The 19,594-nt window shown below is 71.1% G+C and carries 23 protein-coding genes; 16 read left to right on the plus strand and 7 right to left on the minus strand.

The window, feature by feature from the left end:
• Positions 1 to 32 precede the first annotated feature (32 nt).
• Both ABTY98_RS00650 and ABTY98_RS00655 read left to right on the plus strand, forming a co-directional pair.
• Complete coding sequence (locus ABTY98_RS00650; RefSeq protein ID WP_352218659.1) at positions 33 to 1,250, plus strand: alpha/beta hydrolase; 1,218 nt, start codon at positions 33 to 35, stop codon at positions 1,248 to 1,250.
• A gap of 67 nt (positions 1,251 to 1,317) precedes the next feature.
• Complete coding sequence (locus tag ABTY98_RS00655; protein WP_352218660.1) at positions 1,318 to 2,178, plus strand: DUF4429 domain-containing protein; 861 nt, start codon at positions 1,318 to 1,320, stop codon at positions 2,176 to 2,178.
• 7 nt (positions 2,179 to 2,185) lie between these two features.
• Here ABTY98_RS00655 and ABTY98_RS00660 read toward each other — a convergent pair whose 3' ends face one another.
• Entirely contained in the window at positions 2,186 to 2,653 is a 468-nt protein-coding gene (locus ABTY98_RS00660; protein ID WP_352218661.1) for a MerR family transcriptional regulator, read from the minus strand.
• Between the two features lie 106 nt (positions 2,654 to 2,759).
• Between ABTY98_RS00660 and ABTY98_RS00665 the strand changes: the two genes are divergently transcribed.
• Positions 2,760 to 3,230 carry a GNAT family N-acetyltransferase gene (locus tag ABTY98_RS00665; protein ID WP_352218662.1) on the plus strand — a complete coding sequence of 157 codons (471 nt, stop codon included), beginning with the start codon at positions 2,760 to 2,762 and terminating at the stop codon, positions 3,228 to 3,230.
• Positions 3,231 to 3,249: 19 nt separating this feature from the next.
• On the plus strand, positions 3,250 to 4,074 hold the full coding sequence (locus ABTY98_RS00670; RefSeq protein WP_352218663.1) for a serine hydrolase domain-containing protein: 825 nt from the start codon (positions 3,250 to 3,252) through the stop codon (positions 4,072 to 4,074).
• A gap of 192 nt (positions 4,075 to 4,266) precedes the next feature.
• On the opposite strand, the gene ABTY98_RS00675 is transcribed toward ABTY98_RS00670, so the two are convergent.
• Positions 4,267 to 4,953: a pirin family protein gene (locus ABTY98_RS00675; RefSeq protein ID WP_352218886.1), complete on the minus strand. Its 687-nt coding sequence runs from the start codon at positions 4,951 to 4,953 to the stop codon at positions 4,267 to 4,269.
• 73 nt (positions 4,954 to 5,026) lie between these two features.
• Here ABTY98_RS00675 and fasR point away from each other — a divergent pair, with 73 nt between their 5' ends.
• The 5 genes from fasR to fabF all read left to right on the plus strand — a co-directional run bounded on the left by fasR (position 5,027) and on the right by fabF (position 10,011).
• Positions 5,027 to 6,232 (plus strand): fatty acid biosynthesis transcriptional regulator FasR, encoded by a 1,206-nt coding sequence (gene fasR, locus ABTY98_RS00680; protein WP_352218664.1) that lies wholly within the window; start codon positions 5,027 to 5,029, stop codon positions 6,230 to 6,232.
• A gap of 89 nt (positions 6,233 to 6,321) precedes the next feature.
• Positions 6,322 to 7,242, plus strand: coding sequence for an ACP S-malonyltransferase (locus tag ABTY98_RS00685; RefSeq protein WP_352218665.1), 921 nt, complete (start codon positions 6,322 to 6,324; stop codon positions 7,240 to 7,242).
• A gap of 17 nt (positions 7,243 to 7,259) precedes the next feature.
• Positions 7,260 to 8,291, plus strand: coding sequence for a ketoacyl-ACP synthase III (locus ABTY98_RS00690; protein WP_352218666.1), 1,032 nt, complete (start codon positions 7,260 to 7,262; stop codon positions 8,289 to 8,291).
• A gap of 91 nt (positions 8,292 to 8,382) precedes the next feature.
• Complete coding sequence (locus tag ABTY98_RS00695) at positions 8,383 to 8,631, plus strand: acyl carrier protein (RefSeq protein WP_352218667.1); 249 nt, start codon at positions 8,383 to 8,385, stop codon at positions 8,629 to 8,631.
• 117 nt (positions 8,632 to 8,748) lie between these two features.
• The gene (gene fabF, locus ABTY98_RS00700) at positions 8,749 to 10,011 is read left to right on the plus strand and encodes a beta-ketoacyl-ACP synthase II (protein ID WP_352218668.1); all 1,263 of its coding nucleotides are present in this window, start codon (positions 8,749 to 8,751) and stop codon (positions 10,009 to 10,011) included.
• A 91-nt stretch (positions 10,012 to 10,102) separates the two neighbouring features.
• On the opposite strand, the gene ABTY98_RS00705 is transcribed toward fabF, so the two are convergent.
• Positions 10,103 to 10,597, minus strand: a complete 495-nt coding sequence (locus ABTY98_RS00705) for a DUF3145 domain-containing protein (protein WP_123977426.1) — start codon at positions 10,595 to 10,597, stop codon at positions 10,103 to 10,105.
• A 252-nt stretch (positions 10,598 to 10,849) separates the two neighbouring features.
• Here ABTY98_RS00705 and ABTY98_RS00710 point away from each other — a divergent pair, with 252 nt between their 5' ends.
• Both ABTY98_RS00710 and ABTY98_RS00715 read left to right on the plus strand, forming a co-directional pair.
• The gene (locus tag ABTY98_RS00710) at positions 10,850 to 11,746 is read left to right on the plus strand and encodes an SGNH/GDSL hydrolase family protein (protein ID WP_352218669.1); all 897 of its coding nucleotides are present in this window, start codon (positions 10,850 to 10,852) and stop codon (positions 11,744 to 11,746) included.
• A gap of 23 nt (positions 11,747 to 11,769) precedes the next feature.
• Positions 11,770 to 12,744, plus strand: coding sequence for an aldose epimerase family protein (locus ABTY98_RS00715; protein ID WP_352218670.1), 975 nt, complete (start codon positions 11,770 to 11,772; stop codon positions 12,742 to 12,744).
• Between the two features lie 143 nt (positions 12,745 to 12,887).
• Here the strand turns inward: ABTY98_RS00715 and ABTY98_RS00720 are convergent, their stop codons facing one another.
• Complete coding sequence (locus ABTY98_RS00720; protein WP_502994105.1) at positions 12,888 to 13,181, minus strand: RidA family protein; 294 nt, start codon at positions 13,179 to 13,181, stop codon at positions 12,888 to 12,890.
• Here ABTY98_RS00720 and ABTY98_RS00725 point away from each other — a divergent pair.
• Both ABTY98_RS00725 and ABTY98_RS00730 read left to right on the plus strand, forming a co-directional pair.
• Complete coding sequence (locus ABTY98_RS00725) at positions 13,161 to 13,553, plus strand: LysR substrate-binding domain-containing protein (RefSeq protein ID WP_502994106.1); 393 nt, start codon at positions 13,161 to 13,163, stop codon at positions 13,551 to 13,553. The two genes, ABTY98_RS00720 and ABTY98_RS00725, sit on opposite strands and share 21 nt — an antisense overlap.
• 121 nt (positions 13,554 to 13,674) lie before the next feature.
• The gene (locus tag ABTY98_RS00730; RefSeq protein ID WP_502994107.1) at positions 13,675 to 14,865 is read left to right on the plus strand and encodes a pyroglutamyl-peptidase I; all 1,191 of its coding nucleotides are present in this window, start codon (positions 13,675 to 13,677) and stop codon (positions 14,863 to 14,865) included.
• On the opposite strand, the gene ABTY98_RS00735 is transcribed toward ABTY98_RS00730, so the two are convergent.
• Positions 14,855 to 15,649, minus strand: a complete 795-nt coding sequence (locus tag ABTY98_RS00735) for an EI24 domain-containing protein (RefSeq protein ID WP_352218672.1) — start codon at positions 15,647 to 15,649, stop codon at positions 14,855 to 14,857. The genes ABTY98_RS00730 and ABTY98_RS00735 overlap by 11 nt on opposite strands.
• A gap of 43 nt (positions 15,650 to 15,692) precedes the next feature.
• Between ABTY98_RS00735 and ABTY98_RS00740 the strand changes: the two genes are divergently transcribed.
• Complete coding sequence (locus tag ABTY98_RS00740) at positions 15,693 to 16,136, plus strand: VOC family protein (RefSeq protein WP_352218673.1); 444 nt, start codon at positions 15,693 to 15,695, stop codon at positions 16,134 to 16,136.
• Between the two features lie 141 nt (positions 16,137 to 16,277).
• The gene (locus ABTY98_RS00745; RefSeq protein WP_352218674.1) at positions 16,278 to 17,438 is read left to right on the plus strand and encodes a serine hydrolase domain-containing protein; all 1,161 of its coding nucleotides are present in this window, start codon (positions 16,278 to 16,280) and stop codon (positions 17,436 to 17,438) included.
• Positions 17,439 to 17,512: 74 nt separating this feature from the next.
• On the opposite strand, the gene ABTY98_RS00750 is transcribed toward ABTY98_RS00745, so the two are convergent.
• Entirely contained in the window at positions 17,513 to 17,932 is a 420-nt protein-coding gene (locus ABTY98_RS00750; RefSeq protein WP_352218675.1) for an organic hydroperoxide resistance protein, read from the minus strand.
• 108 nt (positions 17,933 to 18,040) lie between these two features.
• Positions 18,041 to 19,039: an NADP-dependent oxidoreductase gene (locus ABTY98_RS00755; RefSeq protein ID WP_352218676.1), complete on the minus strand. Its 999-nt coding sequence runs from the start codon at positions 19,037 to 19,039 to the stop codon at positions 18,041 to 18,043.
• 90 nt (positions 19,040 to 19,129) lie between these two features.
• Here ABTY98_RS00755 and ABTY98_RS00760 point away from each other — a divergent pair, with 90 nt between their 5' ends.
• Positions 19,130 to 19,579 (plus strand): MarR family winged helix-turn-helix transcriptional regulator, encoded by a 450-nt coding sequence (locus ABTY98_RS00760; RefSeq protein WP_352218677.1) that lies wholly within the window; start codon positions 19,130 to 19,132, stop codon positions 19,577 to 19,579.
• Positions 19,580 to 19,594: the final 15 nt, after the last annotated feature.

Raw genomic sequence — 19,594 nt, forward strand, 5'->3', positions numbered from 1 at the left:
AGACCCCTTCGTTCTCCTAGTGTGTCCTCCCAGTGACTTCCTTCGACACCTCCCCGCCACTGAACGTCTGGCGCGCGCTCCTCGCCCTGGCCGTGGTGTTCGTGATGCTCGCGACCACCGGCTGGACGGCCATGCGCACGCACCGCGAGACCACCGCCCTGCAGACCTCCCTCGACAAGTGGGAGCACGGCAGCGTCCATGGTCTCCACCTGCCGGACCCGGAGGCGTCCCCCGCACTGCTCACCCGTTTCTTCGCCGCGCTCACCGTGCAGGAGCGCGACCGGCTCGTCCACCGCTACCCGCTCGCGCTCGGCAACATGAACGGCGCCCCGGCCGCCCTGCGCTACCGGGCCAACCACATCGCCCTCGACCAGCAGCGCGCCGTCGAGAAGAAACGTATGCACGACCCACGGCTCTCCACGGCCGGGCAGCAGGACGCCGGCCGCCGTATGCACCGCTACGAGGCGCTGATGGCGAAGGGCCGGCAGATCCTCGCCTTCGATCCGGACGGCAGCGGCCGGGTCGCCGAGGTGTTCGGCGACCTCACCAGGGCCCAGCGGATCTCCGTCGTCGTCCCCGGTGTCGACACCGACCTGCTCACCTTCCAGCGGACCAGCCGCCGGTACACCGCGCCGGTCGGCATGGCCGACGCGCTGTACAAGGCGGAGCGCACGGCGAGCCCCTCGACCCGTACGGCGGTGATCGCCTGGGCCGACTACACCTCGCCCGACGGCCTCGGCGTGGGCGCGGCGACCGGGACGGCCGCCGAGCAGGGCGCCGTACGCCTCAACGCGCTGCTGCGCGCGCTGCCCGGCGAGGCGCCGGTGTCGATGTTCTGCCACAGCTACGGCTCGGTGGTCTGCGGGGTGGCCGCGCAGGGCATGCCGGACCGGGTGTCCGACATAGCGGTGGCCGCCAGCCCCGGGATGCGGGTCGAAAGGGCCTCGCACCTGGGCACTTCGGCCCGGGTGTGGGCGATGCGGGACGCCACCGACTGGATCCAGGACGTCCCCTATATGGAGCTCGGCGGACTCGGCCACGGTGCCGACCCCGTCTCCTCCTCCTTCGGGGCGCGGGTGCTGTCGGCGCACGACGCTCAGGGACACGCCGGCTACTTCCAGCCGGGCACCGACAGCTTGCGCAACCTCGCGGACATCGGGGTTGGCGCGTACGGCGCGGTGACGTGCGCCCACGACGATGACGGGTGCCGGGCGGGTTTGTCCGGCACGTTGATGGCCGGACGCGCGTAGAGACACCAGGAAGTGCGGTATGCGCGGGGATGGGACTGAGAAGCACGTGCCGCATACGATGAGCCGCATGGGTGACGTACTGGCCGGATTTCATGCCGCCTGGGAGTTCGAGTCCGACTCCGTGCTCATCCGCTACGAACGGGGGATTCGAACACCCAAGCTCTTCCAGACGCTGGGTGAACGCCGGGTGCCGTTCGCCGCGCTCGCGGGGGTGACGCTCACTCCCGGCAAACGCGGCACGGTCGTACTGAAGGCCGAACCACGCCCGGGCGCCGATCCCCTGATGGACGCGGCGGCCGGACAGTTGAAGGACGGCAGCGACCCCTACCGGCTCGTCCTCCCGGCCGAGCGGGAGACCCTCGCCGAGTACTACGCCGACGAACTGCGGCCGCTGCTCACCGAGTCCGGGTCCGGCCCGGCCGAAAGGTTTCTGGTGGCCGCCCCCGAGGCGCCCCGGCAGTTCAAGGCGTACGACGGCAAGGCGAGCTTCGACGGCCGGGCCGTGCACTTCCGGTGGTCGTGGACGGGCGCCTCGACGGCCAAGTGGAAGGCCGGCGACCAGCGCTTCGCGGTCGCCGACCTGGGGGGTGTGGAGTGGCGGTCCCCGGAGGTCTTCGAGGGGCATCTACGGCTGCTGCGCCGCGCGGATCTCACGGGAGCGGCGTCGGCGGTACCGGCCGACCAGGATCCCACGACCGTGGTGTTCGGGCTCGGGTACGGGCCGGTGCACGAGTCGTTGCCGTTCGCCGCGGCGGTCCTGGAGGCGGTACGGGCGAAGGGCGGGTCCGCGCTGCCGGCGTCGGCTGGGCGGCGGGACCCCGCCGACATCGCGGAGCGGATTCGCCATCTGGGCGAATTGCACCAGGCGGGGCTGGTCACCGACGAGGAGTTCGCCGCGAAGAAGGCGGAGTTGCTGGCGGAGCTGTGAGGGCGTCTCAGCTCCCGCCCGTCTCGTAGAAACTGATCTTCCGGTCCAGCACCGACAGCGTGTCGTGCAGCTCGGCCATACGGGCGAGGACGTCCCTTCGCGTCTGCTCCAGCAGCTCCCGGCGCTCCGGGTAGGTGGCGTCGCCCTCCCGCACCAGCTCCGCGTACCGGACCATGTCCGCCACCGGCATCCCGGTCAGCCGGAGCTTGGTCACGAAGTCCAGCCAGTCCAGGTCGCTGTTGCTGTAGCGGCGCTGGCCGGTGTGGGAGCGGTCGATGTGGGACATCAGGCCGATCCGCTCGTACCAGCGCAGGGTGTGGGCGGTCAGTCCGGTGAAGGCGACGACCTCGCTGATCGTGTAGTGGTCCTGGCCCTCGGGGCGCGGATGCTTCCGGGGTGCGGCGGTACAGCTGTCGGCGAGCGTGGGGCCTTGCTGCTCGGTGGGGGCCGCGGTCGGGGTCTGCATCACCGTCATGAGCCAACGCTATGACCTTGGAGTGCGCTCGAAGCAAGCGGAAGCCGGGAAGACGGTAAGAAATCCGCGCGACGACGGCGACGGTCGGTGACTACCGTGCGCGAGTATGAGTCTCGTACGCCGCGCCAGGCCCGAGGACGCACCGGAAGTGCTGCGTCTGCGCCAGGTCATGATCGACGCACTGCCGGGTGGGGACGCCTCCACCCACTGGCACGCCCTGGCGCTGCCGGGGCTCCGGGACAAGCTGGGCGAGCCGGACGGGGACTTCGCCGCGTTCGTCGTCGACCACCCTGACCGGCCGGAGGCGCTGGCGGCGCTGGTGGCCGGGACGGTCGACTACCGGATCGGCAAGGCCGGCAATCCGCACGGGCGCGGCGGGTACGTCTTCAGTGTGGCCACCGACCCGGACGCGCGTCGCCGCGGGTACGCGCGCGCGTGCATGGCGGAACTCCTTGCCTGGTTCCGCGAGCGGGGCGCCGGGCAGGTCATGCTGACCGCGTCCGCCGAGGCCGAGCCCCTCTACGCCTCGCTCGGCTTCGTCCACAAGCCGGACCCCACGATGACCCTGACGCTCTGAACCGCTTAGGGTCGTCGGCATGTCCTTGCAGAGCCTTGCGTTGATCGAGAACTGGCCGGTTCCCACCGCCGCGGCGGGTGCCGTACGGGCCGACGGGACGGTCCTGGGCACCCACGGTCCGGCCGGGCAGAGCTTCCCGCTGGCCTCCGTGACCAAGCCGCTCGCCGCGTACGCGGTGCTCGTCGCGTACGAGGAGGGGGCCGTCGAGCTCGACGAGCCGGCCGGGCCCGAGGGGTCGACCGTACGGCATCTACTCGCGCACACCTCGGGGCTGGCCTTCGACGAACACCGGGTGACGGCGCCGCCCGGGGAGCGGCGGCTGTACTCCAACGCCGGGTTCGAGGTGCTCGGGGACCATGTCGCCAAGGCGACCGAGATTCCGTTCGCCGAGTATCTGCGGCAGGCGGTGCTGGAGCCGCTGGGCATGACGTCGACGTCCCTGGAGGGCTCACCGGCGAAGGACGGGGTGTCCTCGGTCTCCGACCTGCTCCGCTTCGCGGCGGAACTGCAGGCACCGAGGCTGCTGGACCCGCGGACGGTGGCGGAGGCGACGCTGAGCGTCCAATACCCCGGGACGAAGGGCGTGTTGCCGGGGTACGGCCACCAGAACCCGAACGACTGGGGGCTCGGCTTCGAGATCCGCGACGGCAAGTCCCCGCACTGGACGGGTGCTTCGTCTTCGCCACGGACGTTCGGTCACTTCGGCCAGTCGGGAACGTTCTTGTGGATCGACCCCGACGCGGGGGTGGCGTGCGCCGCGCTGACGGACCGGGCGTTCGGCCCCTGGGCCGTAGAGGCGTGGCCGGCATTCACGGACGCGGTGCTGGCGGAGCTGCGAGGCTGAGGCCGGGGGGTGGGGACGCTCACAGGCGCTGGCCGGGTGCCTCCCCCAGAAGGGGTACCCCCAGCGCCCACCCGTGCCGCCTGGGGTCCCCCAGGCCTTTCGGGCCCTTTCGGGCTCCGGGGGAGGCACGACTGCCCGCAGCTGGGGAGCTGAGGCGACTGCAGCGCCCCTTCAGGGGCGCGGGGAACTGCGCTACCAGCCCCCACCGGCCCCGCAGCCGAAGTGCTGCTCAGCCATCTCCCACAGCAGCAACTCGGCCCTTGTCACCCCCTCCGCCTCCAGATCCTTCGCCGCCGTCACCCGCGCCGAATCCCCCGCGCCCAACTCCACCCCGGCGACCCGCACTTCCCCCCGCACCACGTGCACATACACATACGCCCCGTCCGGCACCGCCGTCCGCTCCCCCGCCCCCAGCCGGCGGATGTGCAGCATCGCGGCGGCCTCCGGGACGGCGTACGGCGTGGAGTCGGCGATGCCGCGGACGATCTCGTACGACGGTTCACCGCCGGGGGTCACCGGGGCCAGCCACATCTGGACGAACACCAGCGGCTCCGCCCCGTCGTTGCGCTCGACGTGGCGGACGCCCCCCGCCGAGCTGAGGCGCTGGACGTCCCCCCGGCGGACCACCGTCTCGTTGCCCTCCGAGTCGCGGTGGGTCAGCTCGCCCTCGACCACCCAGGTCACGATCTCGGTGTGGCTGTGCGGATGCTCGTCGAAGCCGGCGCCGGGTGCGAGCCGCTCCTCGTTGCACGCGATGATCGCGCCGAAGCGGAGGTTGTCGGGGTCGTAGTGCGGGCCGAAGGAGAAGGCGTGGCGGGACTCGATTCCGTTCGCCTGGTCTCCCCCGGGGTAGCGCTCGGCCGCGCGCCGTACGTCCATCACGGAACCACCGTAGACCGCGGTCGGCACCCGGCGGCGCATGCTCCCGTCCGGATAAGGCAGTCTTGTCCCCGTGCCCGAACCCGTAACGCGCAAGTCCGACCCCTCGGCTCATGCAGTCCACCAGCACTCCGCGACCCTGAAGCGGCTGGAGAAGTCGTCCGGCAGTCTCGCCGCCCAGGCCATCGCACGGATGGACGAGACCCTGCCGTGGTACCGGGCCATGCCTCCGGAGAACCGCTCCTGGATCGGGCTTGTCGCCCAGGCGGGTATCGCGGCCTTCACCGAGTGGTTCCGGCATCCCGACGCGCCGCAGGCCATCTCCACCGATGTCTTCGGGACCGCCCCGCGTGAGCTGACCCGGGCGATCACGCTGCGGCAGACCGTGGAGATGGTGCGGACGACCATCGAGGTCATGGAGAGCGCCATCGACGAGGTGGCGGCCCCCGGCGACGAGGGGGTCCTGCGGGAGGCGCTGCTCGTCTACGCCCGGGAAATCGCCTTCGCCACCGCCCAGGTGTACGCCCAGGCCGCCGAGGCACGCGGTGCCTGGGACGCCCGGCTGGAGTCGCTGGTCGTCAACGCGGTGCTGAGCGGCGAGGCGGACGAGGGGGCGGTGAGCCGGGCCGCCGCGCTGGGCTGGAACTCGCCCGAGCATGTGTGTGTCGTGCTCGGCACCGCGCCCGACGGGGACAGTGAGCTGACCGTCGAGGCCATCCGGCGGGCCGCCCGGCACGCCAAGTTGCAGGTCCTCACCGGGGTGCTCGGGGACCGGCTCGTCGTCATCGCGGGCGGCAGCGACAACCCGCTGGCCGTCGCCAAGTCGCTGATCGGCCCCTATGCCGCAGGGCCTGTGGTCGCGGGGCCCGTCGTACCGGATCTGCTGGCCGCCACCCGGTCCGCGCAGGCCGCCGCCGCGGGGCTCAAGGCCTGTTCCGCCTGGCAGGACGCACCGCGCCCGGTACTGGCGGACGATCTGCTTCCGGAGCGCGCCATGGCGGGCGATCCGGGCGCGCGCGAGCAGTTGGTGGAGGAGATCTACAGACCGCTGGAAGAAGCGGGCTCGGCGCTCCTGGAAACGCTGAGCGTCTATCTGGAACAGGCGAGCAGCCTGGAGGGCGCCGCCCGGATGCTCTTCGTCCACCCGAACACCGTGCGCTACCGGCTTCGACGTGTGACTGACGTCACCGGATGGTCGCCATCCGATGTACGATCCGCCTTCACGCTGCGGATCGCACTGATCCTGGGGCGTCTGGTCGATGGAGATCCCCAGCCATAGGATTTTGTCGGGGGTCCACAAAACCCCTTCCTGTTCTTCGTCCCTGTCCCCACGGGCGGCCGTGGGGTTCCCCAAGAGAGAGTGTGAGAGTGCTCGTACTCGTCGCTCCCGGCCAGGGCGCCCAGACCCCTGGCTTTCTGACTCCCTGGCTCGAACTCCCCGGTGCCCAGGACCGTTTGCGTGAATGGTCCGACGCCATCGGGCTCGATCTGGTGCACTACGGCACGAACGCCGACGCGGACGAGATCCGGGACACCGCGATCGCACAGCCGCTGCTCGTCGCCGCCGGGATCCTCTCCGGCGCGGCACTCGGTGCCATGACGGACATCGCGCCGGGCGCGGTCGCGGGGCACAGCGTCGGTGAGATCACCGCCGCCGCCTTCGCGGGCGTCCTGGACGACACCGACGCGCTGCGCCTCGTACGCAGGCGCGGTATGGCGATGGCCGAGGCCGCCGCGATCACCGAGACCGGAATGTCGGCGCTGCTCGGCGGCGACCCGGACGTCTCGATCGCGCACCTGGAGAAGCTGGGCCTGACCCCGGCGAACATCAACGGCGCCGGCCAGATCGTGGCCGCCGGCACCCTGGAGCAGCTCGCCGCGCTGAACGAGGACAAGCCCGAGGGCGTCCGCAAGGTCGTCGCCCTCAAGGTCGCCGGCGCCTTCCACACGCGCCACATGGCCCCCGCGGTCGACAAGCTGGCCGAGGCAGCCAAGGAGCTCTCGCCCGCCGATCCGAAGCTCACCTACGTCTCCAACAGGGACGGGCGGGCCGTCGCCGGCGGCGACGAGATCGTGGAGCGTCTGGTCGGGCAGGTCGCCAACCCGGTCCGCTGGGACCTGTGCATGGAGACCTTCAAGGAGCTCGGCGTGACCGCCCTCCTGGAGGTGTGCCCCGGCGGCACCCTGACCGGCCTGGCCAAGCGCGCGCTGCCCGGCGTGAAGACGCTGGCCCTGAAGACCCCCGACGACCTCGACGCGGCCCGCGAGCTCATCGCCGAGCACAGCTGAATTAGGAGCCCACAGCGATGTCGAAGATCAAGCCCAGCAAGGGTGCCCCGTACGCGCGCATCCTCGGCGTCGGCGGCTACCGCCCGATCCGAGTGGTGCCCAACGAGGTGATCCTGGAGACGATCGACTCGTCCGACGAGTGGATCCGGTCGCGCTCCGGCATCGAGACCCGGCACTGGGCGGGCCCCGAGGAGACGGTCGCCGCGATGTCGATCGAGGCCTCCGGCAAGGCGATCGCGGACGCGGGCATCGACGCCGAGCAGATCGGCGCCGTCGTCGTCTCGACGGTCTCGCACTTCAGCCAGACCCCGGCCGTGGCGACCGAGATCGCCGACAAGCTGGGCACCGACAGGGCGGCCGCCTTCGACATCTCCGCCGGCTGCGCGGGCTTCGGCTACGGCCTGACGCTCGCCAAGGGCATGGTGGTGGAGGGTTCCGCCGAGTACGTGCTCGTCATCGGCGTGGAGCGGCTCAGCGACCTGACCGACCTGGAGGACCGGGCCACGGCCTTCCTGTTCGGCGACGGCGCGGGCGCGGTCGTGGTCGGCCCCTCGAAGGAGCCGGCGATCGGCCCGACGGTGTGGGGCTCCGAGGGCGACAAGTCGGAGACCATCAAGCAGACCGTCCCGTGGGACCGCTTCCACGTCGGCGACGTCACCAACCTGCCGCTCGACAGCGCGGGGAACATCAAGTTCCCCGCGATCACGCAGGAGGGCCAGGCGGTGTTCCGCTGGGCCGTGTTCGAGATGGCGAAGGTCGCTCAGCAGGCGCTGGACGCGGCCGGAATCAGCGCGGACGACCTGGACGTCTTCATCCCGCACCAGGCCAATGTGCGGATCATCGACTCGATGGTGAAGACTCTCAAGCTGCCGGAGCACGTCACGGTCGCCCGTGACATCCGCACCACCGGCAACACCTCGGCCGCCTCGATCCCGCTCGCGATGGAGCGGCTCCTGGCGACCGGCGAGGCGAAGAGCGGCGACACCGCGCTCGTCATCGGGTTCGGGGCGGGTCTCGTCTACGCCGCCACTGTCGTTACCCTCCCCTAGGCACTCCGTGCCGGATCATGCATCCGGTGCCGGAAACGCCGCCAGCAATACCGCAGCAACCGTCTGGAACATCTAAGAAGGAGCGCCTGACATGGCCGCCACTGAGAAGGAGATCGTCGACGGTCTCGCCGAGATCGTGAACGAGATCGCCGGGATCCCCGCGGAGGACGTCCAGCTGGACAAGTCCTTCACCGACGACCTGGACGTCGACTCGCTGTCCATGGTCGAGGTCGTCGTCGCCGCCGAAGAGCGCTTCGACGTCAAGATCCCGGACGAGGACGTCAAGAACCTGAAGACCGTCGGGGACGCCACCAGCTACATCCTCAAGCACCAGGCCTGAGTTCCTCGCCGGGTCTCGGGCGGCACGCCCGGGGTCCCGGCCGGTTCCCAGGCTGCGAGGCCCCGCCACCCGGCGGTGGCGCCGTCGAATCCCGTATCCGTTGGAGAAAGAATTCCCGTGAGCCCGACCAATCGCACCGTGGTCGTCACCGGTATCGGCGCAACCACACCGCTGGGTGGCGACGCAGCTTCGTTCTGGGAGGCCCTGGTCGCCGGCAAGTCCGGTGTCCGCCTCCTGGAGCAGGACTGGGCGGCCGAGCTGCCCGTCCGTATCGCGGCGCAGATCGCCGTCGAACCGGGCGAGATCATCCCGCGTCCGCAGGCCCGCAAGCTGGACCGGTCCGCGCAGTTCGCGCTGATCGCCGCCCAGGAGGCCTGGAAGGACGCCGGTTTCACCGCCAAGGCCGGTGAGGACTCGTCCGCCGACCCCGACCGGGTCGGCGCCGTCATCGCCTCCGGCATCGGCGGTGTGACGACCCTGCTCGACCAGTACGACGTGCTCAAGGAGAAGGGCGTACGCCGAGTCTCCCCGCACACCGTGCCGATGCTGATGCCCAACTCGCCGGCCGCCAACGTCGGTATCGAGCTGGGTGCGCGGGCCGGTGTGCACACGCCCGTGTCGGCCTGCGCCTCCGGCGCCGAGGCCATCGGGTACGCCATCGAGATGATCCGCACCGGTCGTGCGGACATCGTCGTGGCCGGCGGCACGGAGGCGGCGATCCATCCGCTGCCGATCGTCGCGTTCGGCAACATGATGGCGATGTCCAAGAACAACGACGACCCCGAGGGCGCGTCGCGTCCCTACGACTCCGGCCGTGACGGCTTCGTCCTCGGTGAGGGCGCGGGCGCGATCGTGCTGGAGTCCGAGGAGCACGCGAAGGCGCGCGGGGCCCGGATCTACGTCGAGGCGCTCGGCCAGGGCATCTCGGCCGACGCGCACCACATCACGCAGCCGGAGCCCTCGGGCAACGGCATCGCGCACGCGCTGCAGAACCTGCTCGACAACACGGATCTGAAGCCGGCCGACATCGTGCACGTCAACGCTCACGCCACGTCGACGCCGCAGGGTGACGTGGCCGAGATCAAGGCGCTGCGGAAGGTGTTCGGCGACGACGTCGACCACATGGCCATCTCGGCGACCAAGTCCATGACGGGTCACCTGCTGGGCGGCGCCGGTGGCATCGAGACCGTCGCGTCGATCCTGGCGCTGGTGAACCGTACGGCTCCGCCGACCATCAACCTGGACGACCTCGACCCCGAGGTCAACGCGGATGTGGTCCGGGGTGAGGCGCGTCAGCTGCCCGAGGGGCGGATCGCCGTGCTGAACGATTCGTTCGGGTTCGGCGGGCACAACGTCGTACTCGCGTTCAGGACCGTGTGAGAGACGTCGTAGAACCGTTTGTGGCCCGGACTCCGTTGGATGGAGTTCGGGCCACAATCCGTTTCGTTGTCGGCTGACCGCCGGTGGGGGCTCAAACCACCTGATGCAGCCAGCGGACCGGGGCACCCTCGCCCGCGTATCTGAAGGGCTCCAGTTCGTCGTCCCACGGCTTGCCCAGCAGCTTGGCGATCTCGGCCTCCAGGTCGGTCTCGCCGCGCTGTGAGCGGGTCATCGCGGCCCTCAGGCGGTCCTCCGGGATCAGGATGTCGCCGTGGATTCCGGTGACCGCGTGGAAGATACCGAGGTCGGGGGTGCAGCTGTAGCGCTCGCCCTCGGCCTTCGCGCAGGGCTCGGCCGTGACCTCGAAGCGCAGCAGGTGCCAGCCGCGCAGCGCGGAGGCGAGTTTGGAGGCCGTGCCGACCTCGCCCTGCCAGGAGAACTCGGAGCGCCAGGTGCCGGGGGCCGCCGGCTGCCGGATCCAGTCGAGGTTGACGCGCGTGCCGAGCACCCCGGCGACGGCCCACTCGACGTGCGGGCACAGCGCGCGCGGCGCGGAGTGCACGTACAGAACTCCACGTGTCGTCACCGGAACCTCCGGGCAGAGCGGGACATCTTGCTGGCTGGCTGGCGGCAGTGGCACGACGGCCGCGTTGATGGCGAGGCTACCGTGCGGCGGAGCAAGGAGTGTGACGTACCGTCGGTCCCACAGCCAGGAAACCCTGCCATTCACCCAGGGGGACGCTTGTACGGGGGTGGACCGTTGCAGGGCGGGGGGTGGGAACTTCCGTGCGTTGTTATGGAGGGGGACGAACCAGCCGACGGAGAGGACCAGCAGGGTATGCGGAAGCAGCGACGCCGGCGTTCGCGTGCCCTGATCGGTGTCGTCGCCGCGACCGCCGCGCTGGGACTGGCCGGGTGCGATGTGATCGGCGGTTCTTCCTCGGCGGCACACGACGCGAGGACGCGTGCCTCGCGGGCGCAGGTGTGGGACCGCAGTCCGGCCTCGATCGCGGCGGTCGGCGACTCCATCACCCGCGGCTTCGACGCGTGCACGGTGCTCTCGGACTGCCCGGAGGTGTCCTGGGCGACCGGCACCAGCGACCAGGTGGACAGCCTGGCGGTACGGCTGCTGGGGCGGGCGAAGGCGGCCGACCACAGCTGGAACTACGCGGTGACCGGCGCCCGGATGGCCGACCTCGCCGGGCAGATGGCCGACGCGGTCGTGCGCAGGCCGCAGTTGGTGACGGTGATGGCGGGGGCCAACGACGCCTGCCGTACGTCGGTGTCCGCGATGACGTCCGTGGCCGACTTCCGCACCCAGTTCGAGGACGCGCTGGGCACCCTGCGCAAGTCGCTGCCGAAGACGCAGGTGTACGTGTCGAGCGTGCCGAACCTGAAGCGGCTGTGGTCGCAGGGGCGGACGAACCCGTTGGGCAAGCAGATCTGGAAGCTGGGCATCTGCCCGTCGATGCTGGGCGACGCGGACAACCTGACCAGCGCGGCGACCGTGCGCCGGGACCGGGTGCAGCAGCGGGTCGAGGACTACAACAAGGTGCTGGCTCAGGTCTGCGCCAAGGACCGGCGGTGCCGTTTCGACGGCGGGGCGGTGTACGAGTACCGCTTCGGCACGGATCAGTTGAGTCGCTGGGACTGGTTCCATCCGAGCACCGACGGCCAGTCGAAGCTCGCCGCGATCGCCTACCGGACCATCACGGCGGCGGATCCGGTGGCCTAGACCCTTGGCTTAGGGTTTCCCCCATGAGCAAACCTTTCGGCACACTTTCCGACGGCACCGAGGTGCACCGCTGGACGCTGGAGCGCGCGGGGACCCGGGTGGGGATCCTGTCGTACGGCGGGATCGTGCAGTCGGTGGAGGTCCCGGACCGGGACGGGCGGACGGCGGACGTGGTGCTGGGGTTCGCCGGCCTGGACGGTTACCTGGAGCACCCGGGCCCGTACTTCGGCGCCCTGGTCGGCCGGTACGCCAACCGGATCGCGCAGGCCCGCTTCCCGCTGGACGGGGCGAGCCACGCCCTGGAGCCGAACAACGGGCCCAACTCCCTGCACGGCGGCGCCCGCGGCTTCGACAAGCGGGTGTGGGAGGTCGAGGGCGTCGAGCACGGGGTGCGGCTGACGCGGGTGAGCCCGCACGGGGAGGAGGGCTTCCCCGGGCGGCTGGCGGTCACGGTGACGTACACGCTGGACGCGTCAGGGGCGCTGCGCATCTCCTACGAGGCGGTCACCGACGCGCCGACCGTGGTGAACCTCACCAACCACAGCTACTTCAACCTCGCGGGCTCCGGGAACGCGGGCGGCCATGAACTCCGGATCGCCGCCTCCCGGTACACGCCCGTCGACGGCGACCTGATCCCGACCGGGGTCCTGGCGGACGTCTCGGGGTCCCGTTTCGACTTCCGTACGGCCCGCAAGGTGGGCTCCGGCTACGACCACAACCTGGTCCTCGACAAGGGCGTCACGCGAACCCCGGCCGAGATCGCCGAGCTGCACGACCCGGCCTCCGGCCGCACCCTCACCGTGGCCACCACCGAACCCGGCGTCCAGCTCTACACGGCCGAGCACCTGACCGGGCCCTTCGCGCCGGGCGACGGCATCGCGCTGGAGACCCAGCACTTTCCGGACTCCCCCAACCGCCCGGAGTTCCCGAGCACCCGCCTCGACCCGGGCACGGTGTACCGCTCGGAGACGGTGTACGGCTTCGGGGTACGGGACTGAAAGAAAAACCGCAAGCCCCGGTCCAGGGGTCAGGTCCCGGACCGGGGCTGCTCAAGGGGGACTCATCCCGCACCCGACCTTAGCCGCGGCTGTGAGACGACGGCCGGTGATCGAGTCCCCCACAGCGTTCCCGTACGAACCCTTCACAAACCCCCGCGAGCCGCCCCGCGTCCCGTCCCCTCGGCTCCGCCGGCCACCGCCGCCACGACTTCCACCTCCACCATCGCCTCCGGCCGGAACAGCCGGGACACCTCGAAGGTCATGCTCGTCGGCGGGGTGCCGGTGAGGAACTCCCGGCGTACGGTGCCGTACTCGGCCAGTCGGGAGATGTCGGTCAGGTACGTGCGGATGCTGATGACGTCCGCCAGTGTCGCCCCGTGGGCGCGGAGCAGGGCGTCCAGGCACTCGCGCTGTACGTGGCCGTCCCTGCGGCGCATCCGCTGGCGCGCTCCGGCGAGGTGCTGCTGGCCCGGCTGGCCGACGCCGACTGGATCTCCGGCGGCCCCCGGCCCGAGGGCACCCTGCTGGACGCGGCCCTGCGCCAGGGTTTCCGGCCTCGGGTGGCCCATGTCGTCGCCGAGTGGACGGCCAAGCAGGGGTACGTCGCCGCCGGGCTCGGGGTGGCCCTGGTCCCGGCACTGGCCGCGGCCGCCGTCCGCCCGGACGTCGTGCTGCTGCCGGTGTGCGACGAGGGCGCCCCGGCGCGGGCCGTGTACGCGGCGACGGTACGCGGGCGGGCCCCGGCCCCGGCCGGGGCGGCGTTCGTGGCCGTGCTGCGGGAGGTGGCGCGGTCGCTCCCCCTGGCGTAGACCACACCGCGCCCCACGAGCGATACTGCGGCCCGAACGGCACCACGCACCCCACTGCGACGGAAAACCAACTCTCTTGCATTCGCTGCGCGTTCGGATCGGTGTTCTTGGAATCGCCCTGATGGCCGGGGCACTTGTCCCCACCGCCGCGCACGCGGCGACCGTCCCCTCCCCCACCGTCGAGGAGCAACGGCTCGACCGGGCCGTGCCGCAGGAGATTCTCCGGCGGTCCGGGTTCGACGCCGTGGCACCGGAGTTCGCGCGGGCACTCGGCGGCGTGCGGTCGTATGCGCAGGCCCGGCGGATCGTCGTACGGGACGGGTCCGCGCTGTGGCGGCGGGCCGTGGACCGGGCGCAGGGGCGGGGGCCGGTCTCCGGTGATCTCAGCCGGGACGACGACCGGCCGTTGTACTGGGCGCGGCTCGGGATGACCCGGGAAGTGCGTACCTGGGAGCCGGGGTTCGGGTTGAGCGAGCGGCAACGGGCTTCCCTGCTGGACGTGTTGGAGCGGACCTCGCGGGGGCAGACCGACATCCGGTACTCCGGCAAGGGCGTTCGGCGGATCCTCGTCACCGGGTTCGACCCGTTCACGCTCGACCGGGACATCCGGATCTCCAATCCGTCCGGGGCGAGTGCGCTGGCCCTCGACGGCACGGTCGTACGGACCGAGGAGGGGCCCGCGCGGGTCGAGACGGCCGTCTTCCCGGTGCGCTGGGACGACTTCGCGCAGGGCACCGTGGAGCGGGCGCTGGGGCCGTATCTGCCGAAGGTGGACCTGTTCACGACCGTGAGCCAGGGGCGGGTCGGGCGGTTCGACGTGGAGCGGACCAACGGGGCCTGGCGGGGCGGGTTCCCCGACAACGACAACGTGAGCCGGACGGAGACCGTCCCGGTCGCCGACCCGGTCTCACAGCCGCAGTGGACGACCACGACCCTGCCGTACGCGGCGATCGTGGCGGCGCGCACGGGGCGTTTCCCGGTGTACGACCACACCGAGGTCACCGAGATTCCGGCGGGGGGCGGCGATCCCGTCGTACGGGCGGACGGGCCGACTCCCGGGTCGACGGCCCGGGCCGGGGGCGGCGGTGACTATCTGTCCAACGAGATCGCCTACCGCGCCACCCTGCTGCGCGACCGGCTCGGGCTGCACGACACCCTGCCCGGCGGGCATGTGCACACGCCGGTGCTGGAGTTCGGGGCCGGGAACACCACCGAGGTGACCGACCCTGAGTTCGTGCGGAACCGGGTCGACATCATCGACCAGGTCCGGGCGATCGTGAGCGTGGCGGCGGACGCGGGTTTCAGGAAGTGACCCGCAGGTCCTGATCCGGGTCGGGGTCCTCCTGTGCCGTCTCCTCGCCCAGCAGGTCGCGGGCGAGGAGCGTGGCGCCCGCGACCGCGCCCGGCATCAGGAACACCGCGACGAACGGGACCAGGAAGGCGAGGCCGAGCGGGGTGCCGAAGCCCCACACCAGGGTCTTGCGGGAGCGCAGCAGGGCGAGTCGGGCGCGCAGGTCGACGCCCCGGCGCTGGAGGGCGACGGCGGCGAGTTCCTCGGTGAGGAAGAAGCCGGTCACGAAGAAGCCGATGACCGGTACGACGGTCTGCCCGACGAAGGGGAGGAAGCCGAGGGCGAAGAGCAGCAGGCCCCAGAGACCGGCCCGGACCAGGACGCGCAGGCTGTCGCGGGCCGAGATCCACAGCTCGCGCCAGAACGGCAGCCCGGACTCGGGAGCGGTCCCGTCGGGCGAGACGTCCTCGTCGACCTTCTCGGAAAGGTTCTCGTAGAAGGGCTGGCCGATCAGCAGGGTGACGGCGGTGAAGGTGAGGACGGCGAGGAGAAGACCGAGGGCGAACAGCACGGCGGTGAGGAAGCCGCGGAAGAGACCGAGCCATGGGCTGGACCAGTCGTCGGCGAACGGGGTGGCCCAGGCGACGAAGTCCTCTCCCCATATCGCGAGGGTGACCAGCGCCGCCGCGTAGAGGACGAGGGTGATCAGGCCGGGCAGCAGACCGAAGCCGTACTGCTTGCCGTGCCGGCCGACCCATCGCTGGCCCTTGAGGAGATATCCGAAACCCACCCCGAGATCACGCATGGCGAAGACCCTACCGGGGTGGCCCGGGGGCACAGTGGGGGGCATGAATGCGGACAGCACAGGCAAGAACAGCGGTGAGAACGTCCTCGGGCGGGGGCGGGTGGCCACCCGGCTGCCGGCCAGGGACCTGGATCGGGCTCGGCGGTTCTACGCCGAGGTGCTCGGACTCGAACCCGTCGACGAACGGCCCGGCGGGCTGCTGTACCGGTGCGGCGGCACCGACTTCGCCGTGTTCCGGTCGACGGGCGCCTCCCCCGGCACCTTCACGCAGATGGGGTGGGAGGTCGACGACCTGGAGACGATCGCCGCGGAACTCCGGGGGCGCGGGGTGGTGTTCGAGGAGGTCGACGCGCCGGGGTTCCGTACCGTGGACGGGATCGCCGAGGTCGAGGGCAACTATCCGAGCAAGGGTGCGCGCGGGGAGCGCGCCGTCTGGTTCCGGGACAGCGAGGGAAACCTGCTCGGCATCGGTGAGCCCGTTCGCTGAGCAAGACCTTCTGGTCGCTGTTGAGTCGAATGGCCACATCTCGCCGTACCGATCTCAGGAACAGGCAGCGGAGGTACCCGCGCCGGGTAGGGCGTTGTTCACAATGGGAGCTGCCCGCGGCGGCTCGGCTGAGGAGAGCGGATGACGCAGGAGATCACCGTCCGGGGCACGGTCGCGGAGGGCTTCGAGGCGGTGCGCGAGGAGTTCGCCGCCTTCGTCGCCGGCGAACCGGCCGACTACGAGGGACAGTTGTGTGCGTATGTGCACGGTCGGCGGGTCGTCGACCTGTGGGCGGGCGAGGGAGCCGACGGGGACTGCCTCTACGGCGTGTTCTCGTCCACCAAGGGCGCCGCGCACCTGGTCGTGGCGATGCTGGTGCAGGACGGCACGCTGGAGCTGGACCGTAAGGTCACCTACTACTGGCCGGAGTTCGCCGCGGAGGGCAAGGGCACGCTGACCCTGCGGGACCTGGTCGCGCACCGGGCGGGTCTGATCGGCACCGACACCGGGTTCAGCCCACAGGAGCTGACGGACGACCGGGCCATGGCCGAACGCCTCGCCGACCAGCGGCCGTTCTGGCGCCCGGGCACGGCCTTCGGCCACCACGCGCTCGTCATCGGCGCGCTCACCGGCGAAGTCGTACGGCGGGCGACGGGCCGTACCCTCCAGGACGTGTACGAGGAACGGGTCCGGGCGCCGTACCGCCTGGACTTCTTCCTGGGCCTGCCGGCCGCGCACGAGCCCCGCTTCCGCACCACCCGGCCCATGCTCCCCACCCCCGGGCAGCAGGCGCTGCTCGACTCGGCCCCGTCCGGTCCGCGGACGCTCGCCGGGATCGCCTTCAACGAGCACGCGGCCGTGCCCGTGGACCTGGCGGCCCTGCCGAACGACCCGCTGGTCCGCGCCAAGGGCCCGGCGTCGTTCGGCGGGGTGGCGTCGGCGCGCGGCCTGGCCGGGATGTACGCGGTGCTGCTCAGCGAGGTCGACGGCAAGGCCCCACTGCTGAAGGAGGACACGGTGGCGGAGTTCGGCCAGTTCCACTCGGTGGGCTACGACCTGGTGGCGCGCACCCACAAGTCGTACGGCCTGGGCTTCCAGGCGACGGCGGACACCTGGCACCCGTTCCTGGGCGCGGGCGCGATCGGCCACAGCGGCGCGGCGGGCTCCCAGGCGTTCGCGGACCCGCGGAGCGGGGTCGCCTACGGCTATACGAGGCGACGGTTCGCGTTCCCGGGCGGGGCGGCACCGGAGAACGACCGGTTGGCGCTGGCCGTGCACAGGGCAGCGGCTCTGACGCGCTGAACGCAGCCCGCCCAGGACGGGAGACCGCACCCCACGTCCAAGGGTGCGGCCTCCCGACAGCGCAACGAGAGCCGTCAGACCAGCGTCACGCTGATGTTCCCGCGAGTCGCCTTCGAGTACGGGCAGACCCCGTGCGCCTGCTCGACAAGGTCACGGGCAACGCCCACCTCGACGCCCGGAATCTCCGCGGAGATCTCCACGACGAGACCGAACCCGTCCGCGTTCTTCCCGAGCCCCACCCTGGCGGTGACCCTGGACCCGGAGACATCGACCCCGGCCTGCCGGGCGACGACCCCCAGGGCCCCCTGGAAGCACGCGCTGTACCCGGCGGCGAACAGCTGCTCCGGGTTGGTCCCGGCGCCGCTGCCGCCCATCTCCTTCGGCGGGTTCACGACGACGTCGAGCCGGCCGTCGTCCGTGGCGACCCGGCCGTCGCGGCCGTTCTCGGCCGTGGCGACGGCGGTGTAGAGGACGTCGGACTGCTGTATCGGCATGCGTTTCTTCCTCCTCGGTCCGCCGCGACTCGCGCCCACGATCGACGGCGGTTTCGGAAAGAAGTTACCGCATACCGGAATACGCAAACAGTCTCCCGGTCGACCGCCTTACAGCTTGACGATCATCTTCCCGGTGTTGTCGCCCCGCAGCACCCCGAGGAACGCCTCCAGGTTGTTCTCGATGCCCTCGACCACGGTCTCGCGGTACTTCAGCTGCCCGGAGGCGACCCACGGGCCGACCTCGGCGACGAACTGCGGCTGCAGGTCGTAGTGGTCGCCGACCAGGAAGCCCTCGATCCGGCCGCGGGTCTGGATGAGACGGGCGAGGTTCCTCGGGCCGGGGGCGGGCTCGGTGTTGTTGTAGACGGAGATCATGCCGCAGACCGCGATCCGGCCGTCCCGGTTCAGCTGACCGATGGCCGCCTCCAGGTGGTCCCCGCCGACATTGTCGAAGTAGACGTCGACACCGTCGGGCGCGGCCGCGCGCAGCTGCTCGGCGACCGGGCCGCTCTTGTAGTTGAAGGCCGCGTCGAAGCCGTACTCCTCGACCAGCAGCTTGACCTTCTCGTCGGAGCCGGCCGAGCCGATCACCCGCGAGGCGCCCTTGAGCTTGGCGATCTGGCCGACCTGGCTGCCGACCGCGCCGGCCGCGCCGGACACGAAGACCGAGTCGCCCTCCTTGAAGGAGGCGGTGCGCAGCAGGCCCGCGTAGGCGGTGAGACCGGTCATGCCGAGGACACCGAGGTACGTCGACAGGGGCGCCGCCTCCGCGTCGACCTTGACGGCGTTCTTCGCGTCCATGACCGCGTACTCGCGCCAGCCGAAGAAGTGCAGGACGTGGTCGCCGACCGCGATGCCCTCGGCATTGGACTCGACGACCTCGCCGACCGCGCCGCCCTGCATGACCTTGCCCAGCTCGAAGGGGGCGGCGTACGACTTGGCGGCACTCATCCGGCCGCGCATGTACGGGTCGACGGAGAGGTACTCGTTCCGTACCAGCACCTGTCCCTCACCCGGCGTCGGAACCTCCGCCTCGACGAGGGCGAAGTCCTCGGGCTTCGGCCAGCCGACGGGACGGCTGACCAGGTGCCACTCGCGGTTGATCATGACATGCGCCTTTCCTGATTACTTCAGTACCTGAAACAACCATGCCGCTGAATATTTCAGGATGTCAAGTAACCGGGTATTCTGCAGCGCATGTCGTCCTCACAGTCCACTCCAGCGAAGACCCAGCGCCCCGACGCCCTGACCCTGCAGGTCGTCGAGCTGATCGGGGACGTCGTGGCCCGTTTCTACGCGGACTACGAGGAGGCGGCGGGGGAACACACACTCACCGGGGCGCAGGCGCGCCTGCTCAGCCTGCTCTCGCTGGAGCCCCTGCCGATGCGGAAGCTGGCGCAGAAGCTGAAGTGCGAGCCGTCGAACGTGACGGGGATCGTGGACCGGCTGGAGGCGCGGGGGCTCGTGGAGCGGCGGCCCGATCCGGCCGACCGCCGGGTGAAGCTGGCCGCGGCGACGGACGAGGGCCGCCGGGTCGCCCGCGACCTGCGCGACGGGTTGCGCTTCGCGCGCGAGCCGCTGGCGGGGCTGTCGGACGCGGAGCGGCTGTCCCTGCGGGATCTGCTGCGGCGGATGCTGGACGCGTAGAGGGGCCGGCACCGG

The sequence above is a fragment of the Streptomyces sp. NPDC096040 genome, from assembly GCF_040303265.1.
GTDB lineage: Bacteria > Actinomycetota > Actinomycetes > Streptomycetales > Streptomycetaceae > Streptomyces.

Coding starts and splice junctions, on each gene's coding strand:
- ABTY98_RS00655 (WP_352218660.1), top strand. CDS start 1,318: ATGGGTGACGTACTGGCCGGATTTCATGCCGCCTGGGAGTTCGAGTCC.
- ABTY98_RS00660 (WP_352218661.1), bottom strand. CDS start 2,653: ATGACGGTGATGCAGACCCCGACCGCGGCCCCCACCGAGCAGCAAGGC.
- ABTY98_RS00665 (WP_352218662.1), top strand. CDS start 2,760: ATGAGTCTCGTACGCCGCGCCAGGCCCGAGGACGCACCGGAAGTGCTG.
- ABTY98_RS00670 (WP_352218663.1), top strand. CDS start 3,250: ATGTCCTTGCAGAGCCTTGCGTTGATCGAGAACTGGCCGGTTCCCACC.
- ABTY98_RS00675 (WP_352218886.1), bottom strand. CDS start 4,953: ATGGACGTACGGCGCGCGGCCGAGCGCTACCCCGGGGGAGACCAGGCG.
- ABTY98_RS00690 (WP_352218666.1), top strand. CDS start 7,260: ATGTCGAAGATCAAGCCCAGCAAGGGTGCCCCGTACGCGCGCATCCTC.
- ABTY98_RS00695 (WP_352218667.1), top strand. CDS start 8,383: ATGGCCGCCACTGAGAAGGAGATCGTCGACGGTCTCGCCGAGATCGTG.
- ABTY98_RS00710 (WP_352218669.1), top strand. CDS start 10,850: ATGCGGAAGCAGCGACGCCGGCGTTCGCGTGCCCTGATCGGTGTCGTC.
- ABTY98_RS00715 (WP_352218670.1), top strand. CDS start 11,770: ATGAGCAAACCTTTCGGCACACTTTCCGACGGCACCGAGGTGCACCGC.
- ABTY98_RS00720 (WP_502994105.1), bottom strand. CDS start 13,181: ATGCGCCGCAGGGACGGCCACGTACAGCGCGAGTGCCTGGACGCCCTG.
- ABTY98_RS00730 (WP_502994107.1), top strand. CDS start 13,675: ATGGCCGGGGCACTTGTCCCCACCGCCGCGCACGCGGCGACCGTCCCC.
- ABTY98_RS00735 (WP_352218672.1), bottom strand. CDS start 15,649: ATGCGTGATCTCGGGGTGGGTTTCGGATATCTCCTCAAGGGCCAGCGA.
- ABTY98_RS00740 (WP_352218673.1), top strand. CDS start 15,693: ATGAATGCGGACAGCACAGGCAAGAACAGCGGTGAGAACGTCCTCGGG.
- ABTY98_RS00745 (WP_352218674.1), top strand. CDS start 16,278: ATGACGCAGGAGATCACCGTCCGGGGCACGGTCGCGGAGGGCTTCGAG.
- ABTY98_RS00750 (WP_352218675.1), bottom strand. CDS start 17,932: ATGCCGATACAGCAGTCCGACGTCCTCTACACCGCCGTCGCCACGGCC.
- ABTY98_RS00755 (WP_352218676.1), bottom strand. CDS start 19,039: ATGATCAACCGCGAGTGGCACCTGGTCAGCCGTCCCGTCGGCTGGCCG.
- ABTY98_RS00760 (WP_352218677.1), top strand. CDS start 19,130: ATGTCGTCCTCACAGTCCACTCCAGCGAAGACCCAGCGCCCCGACGCC.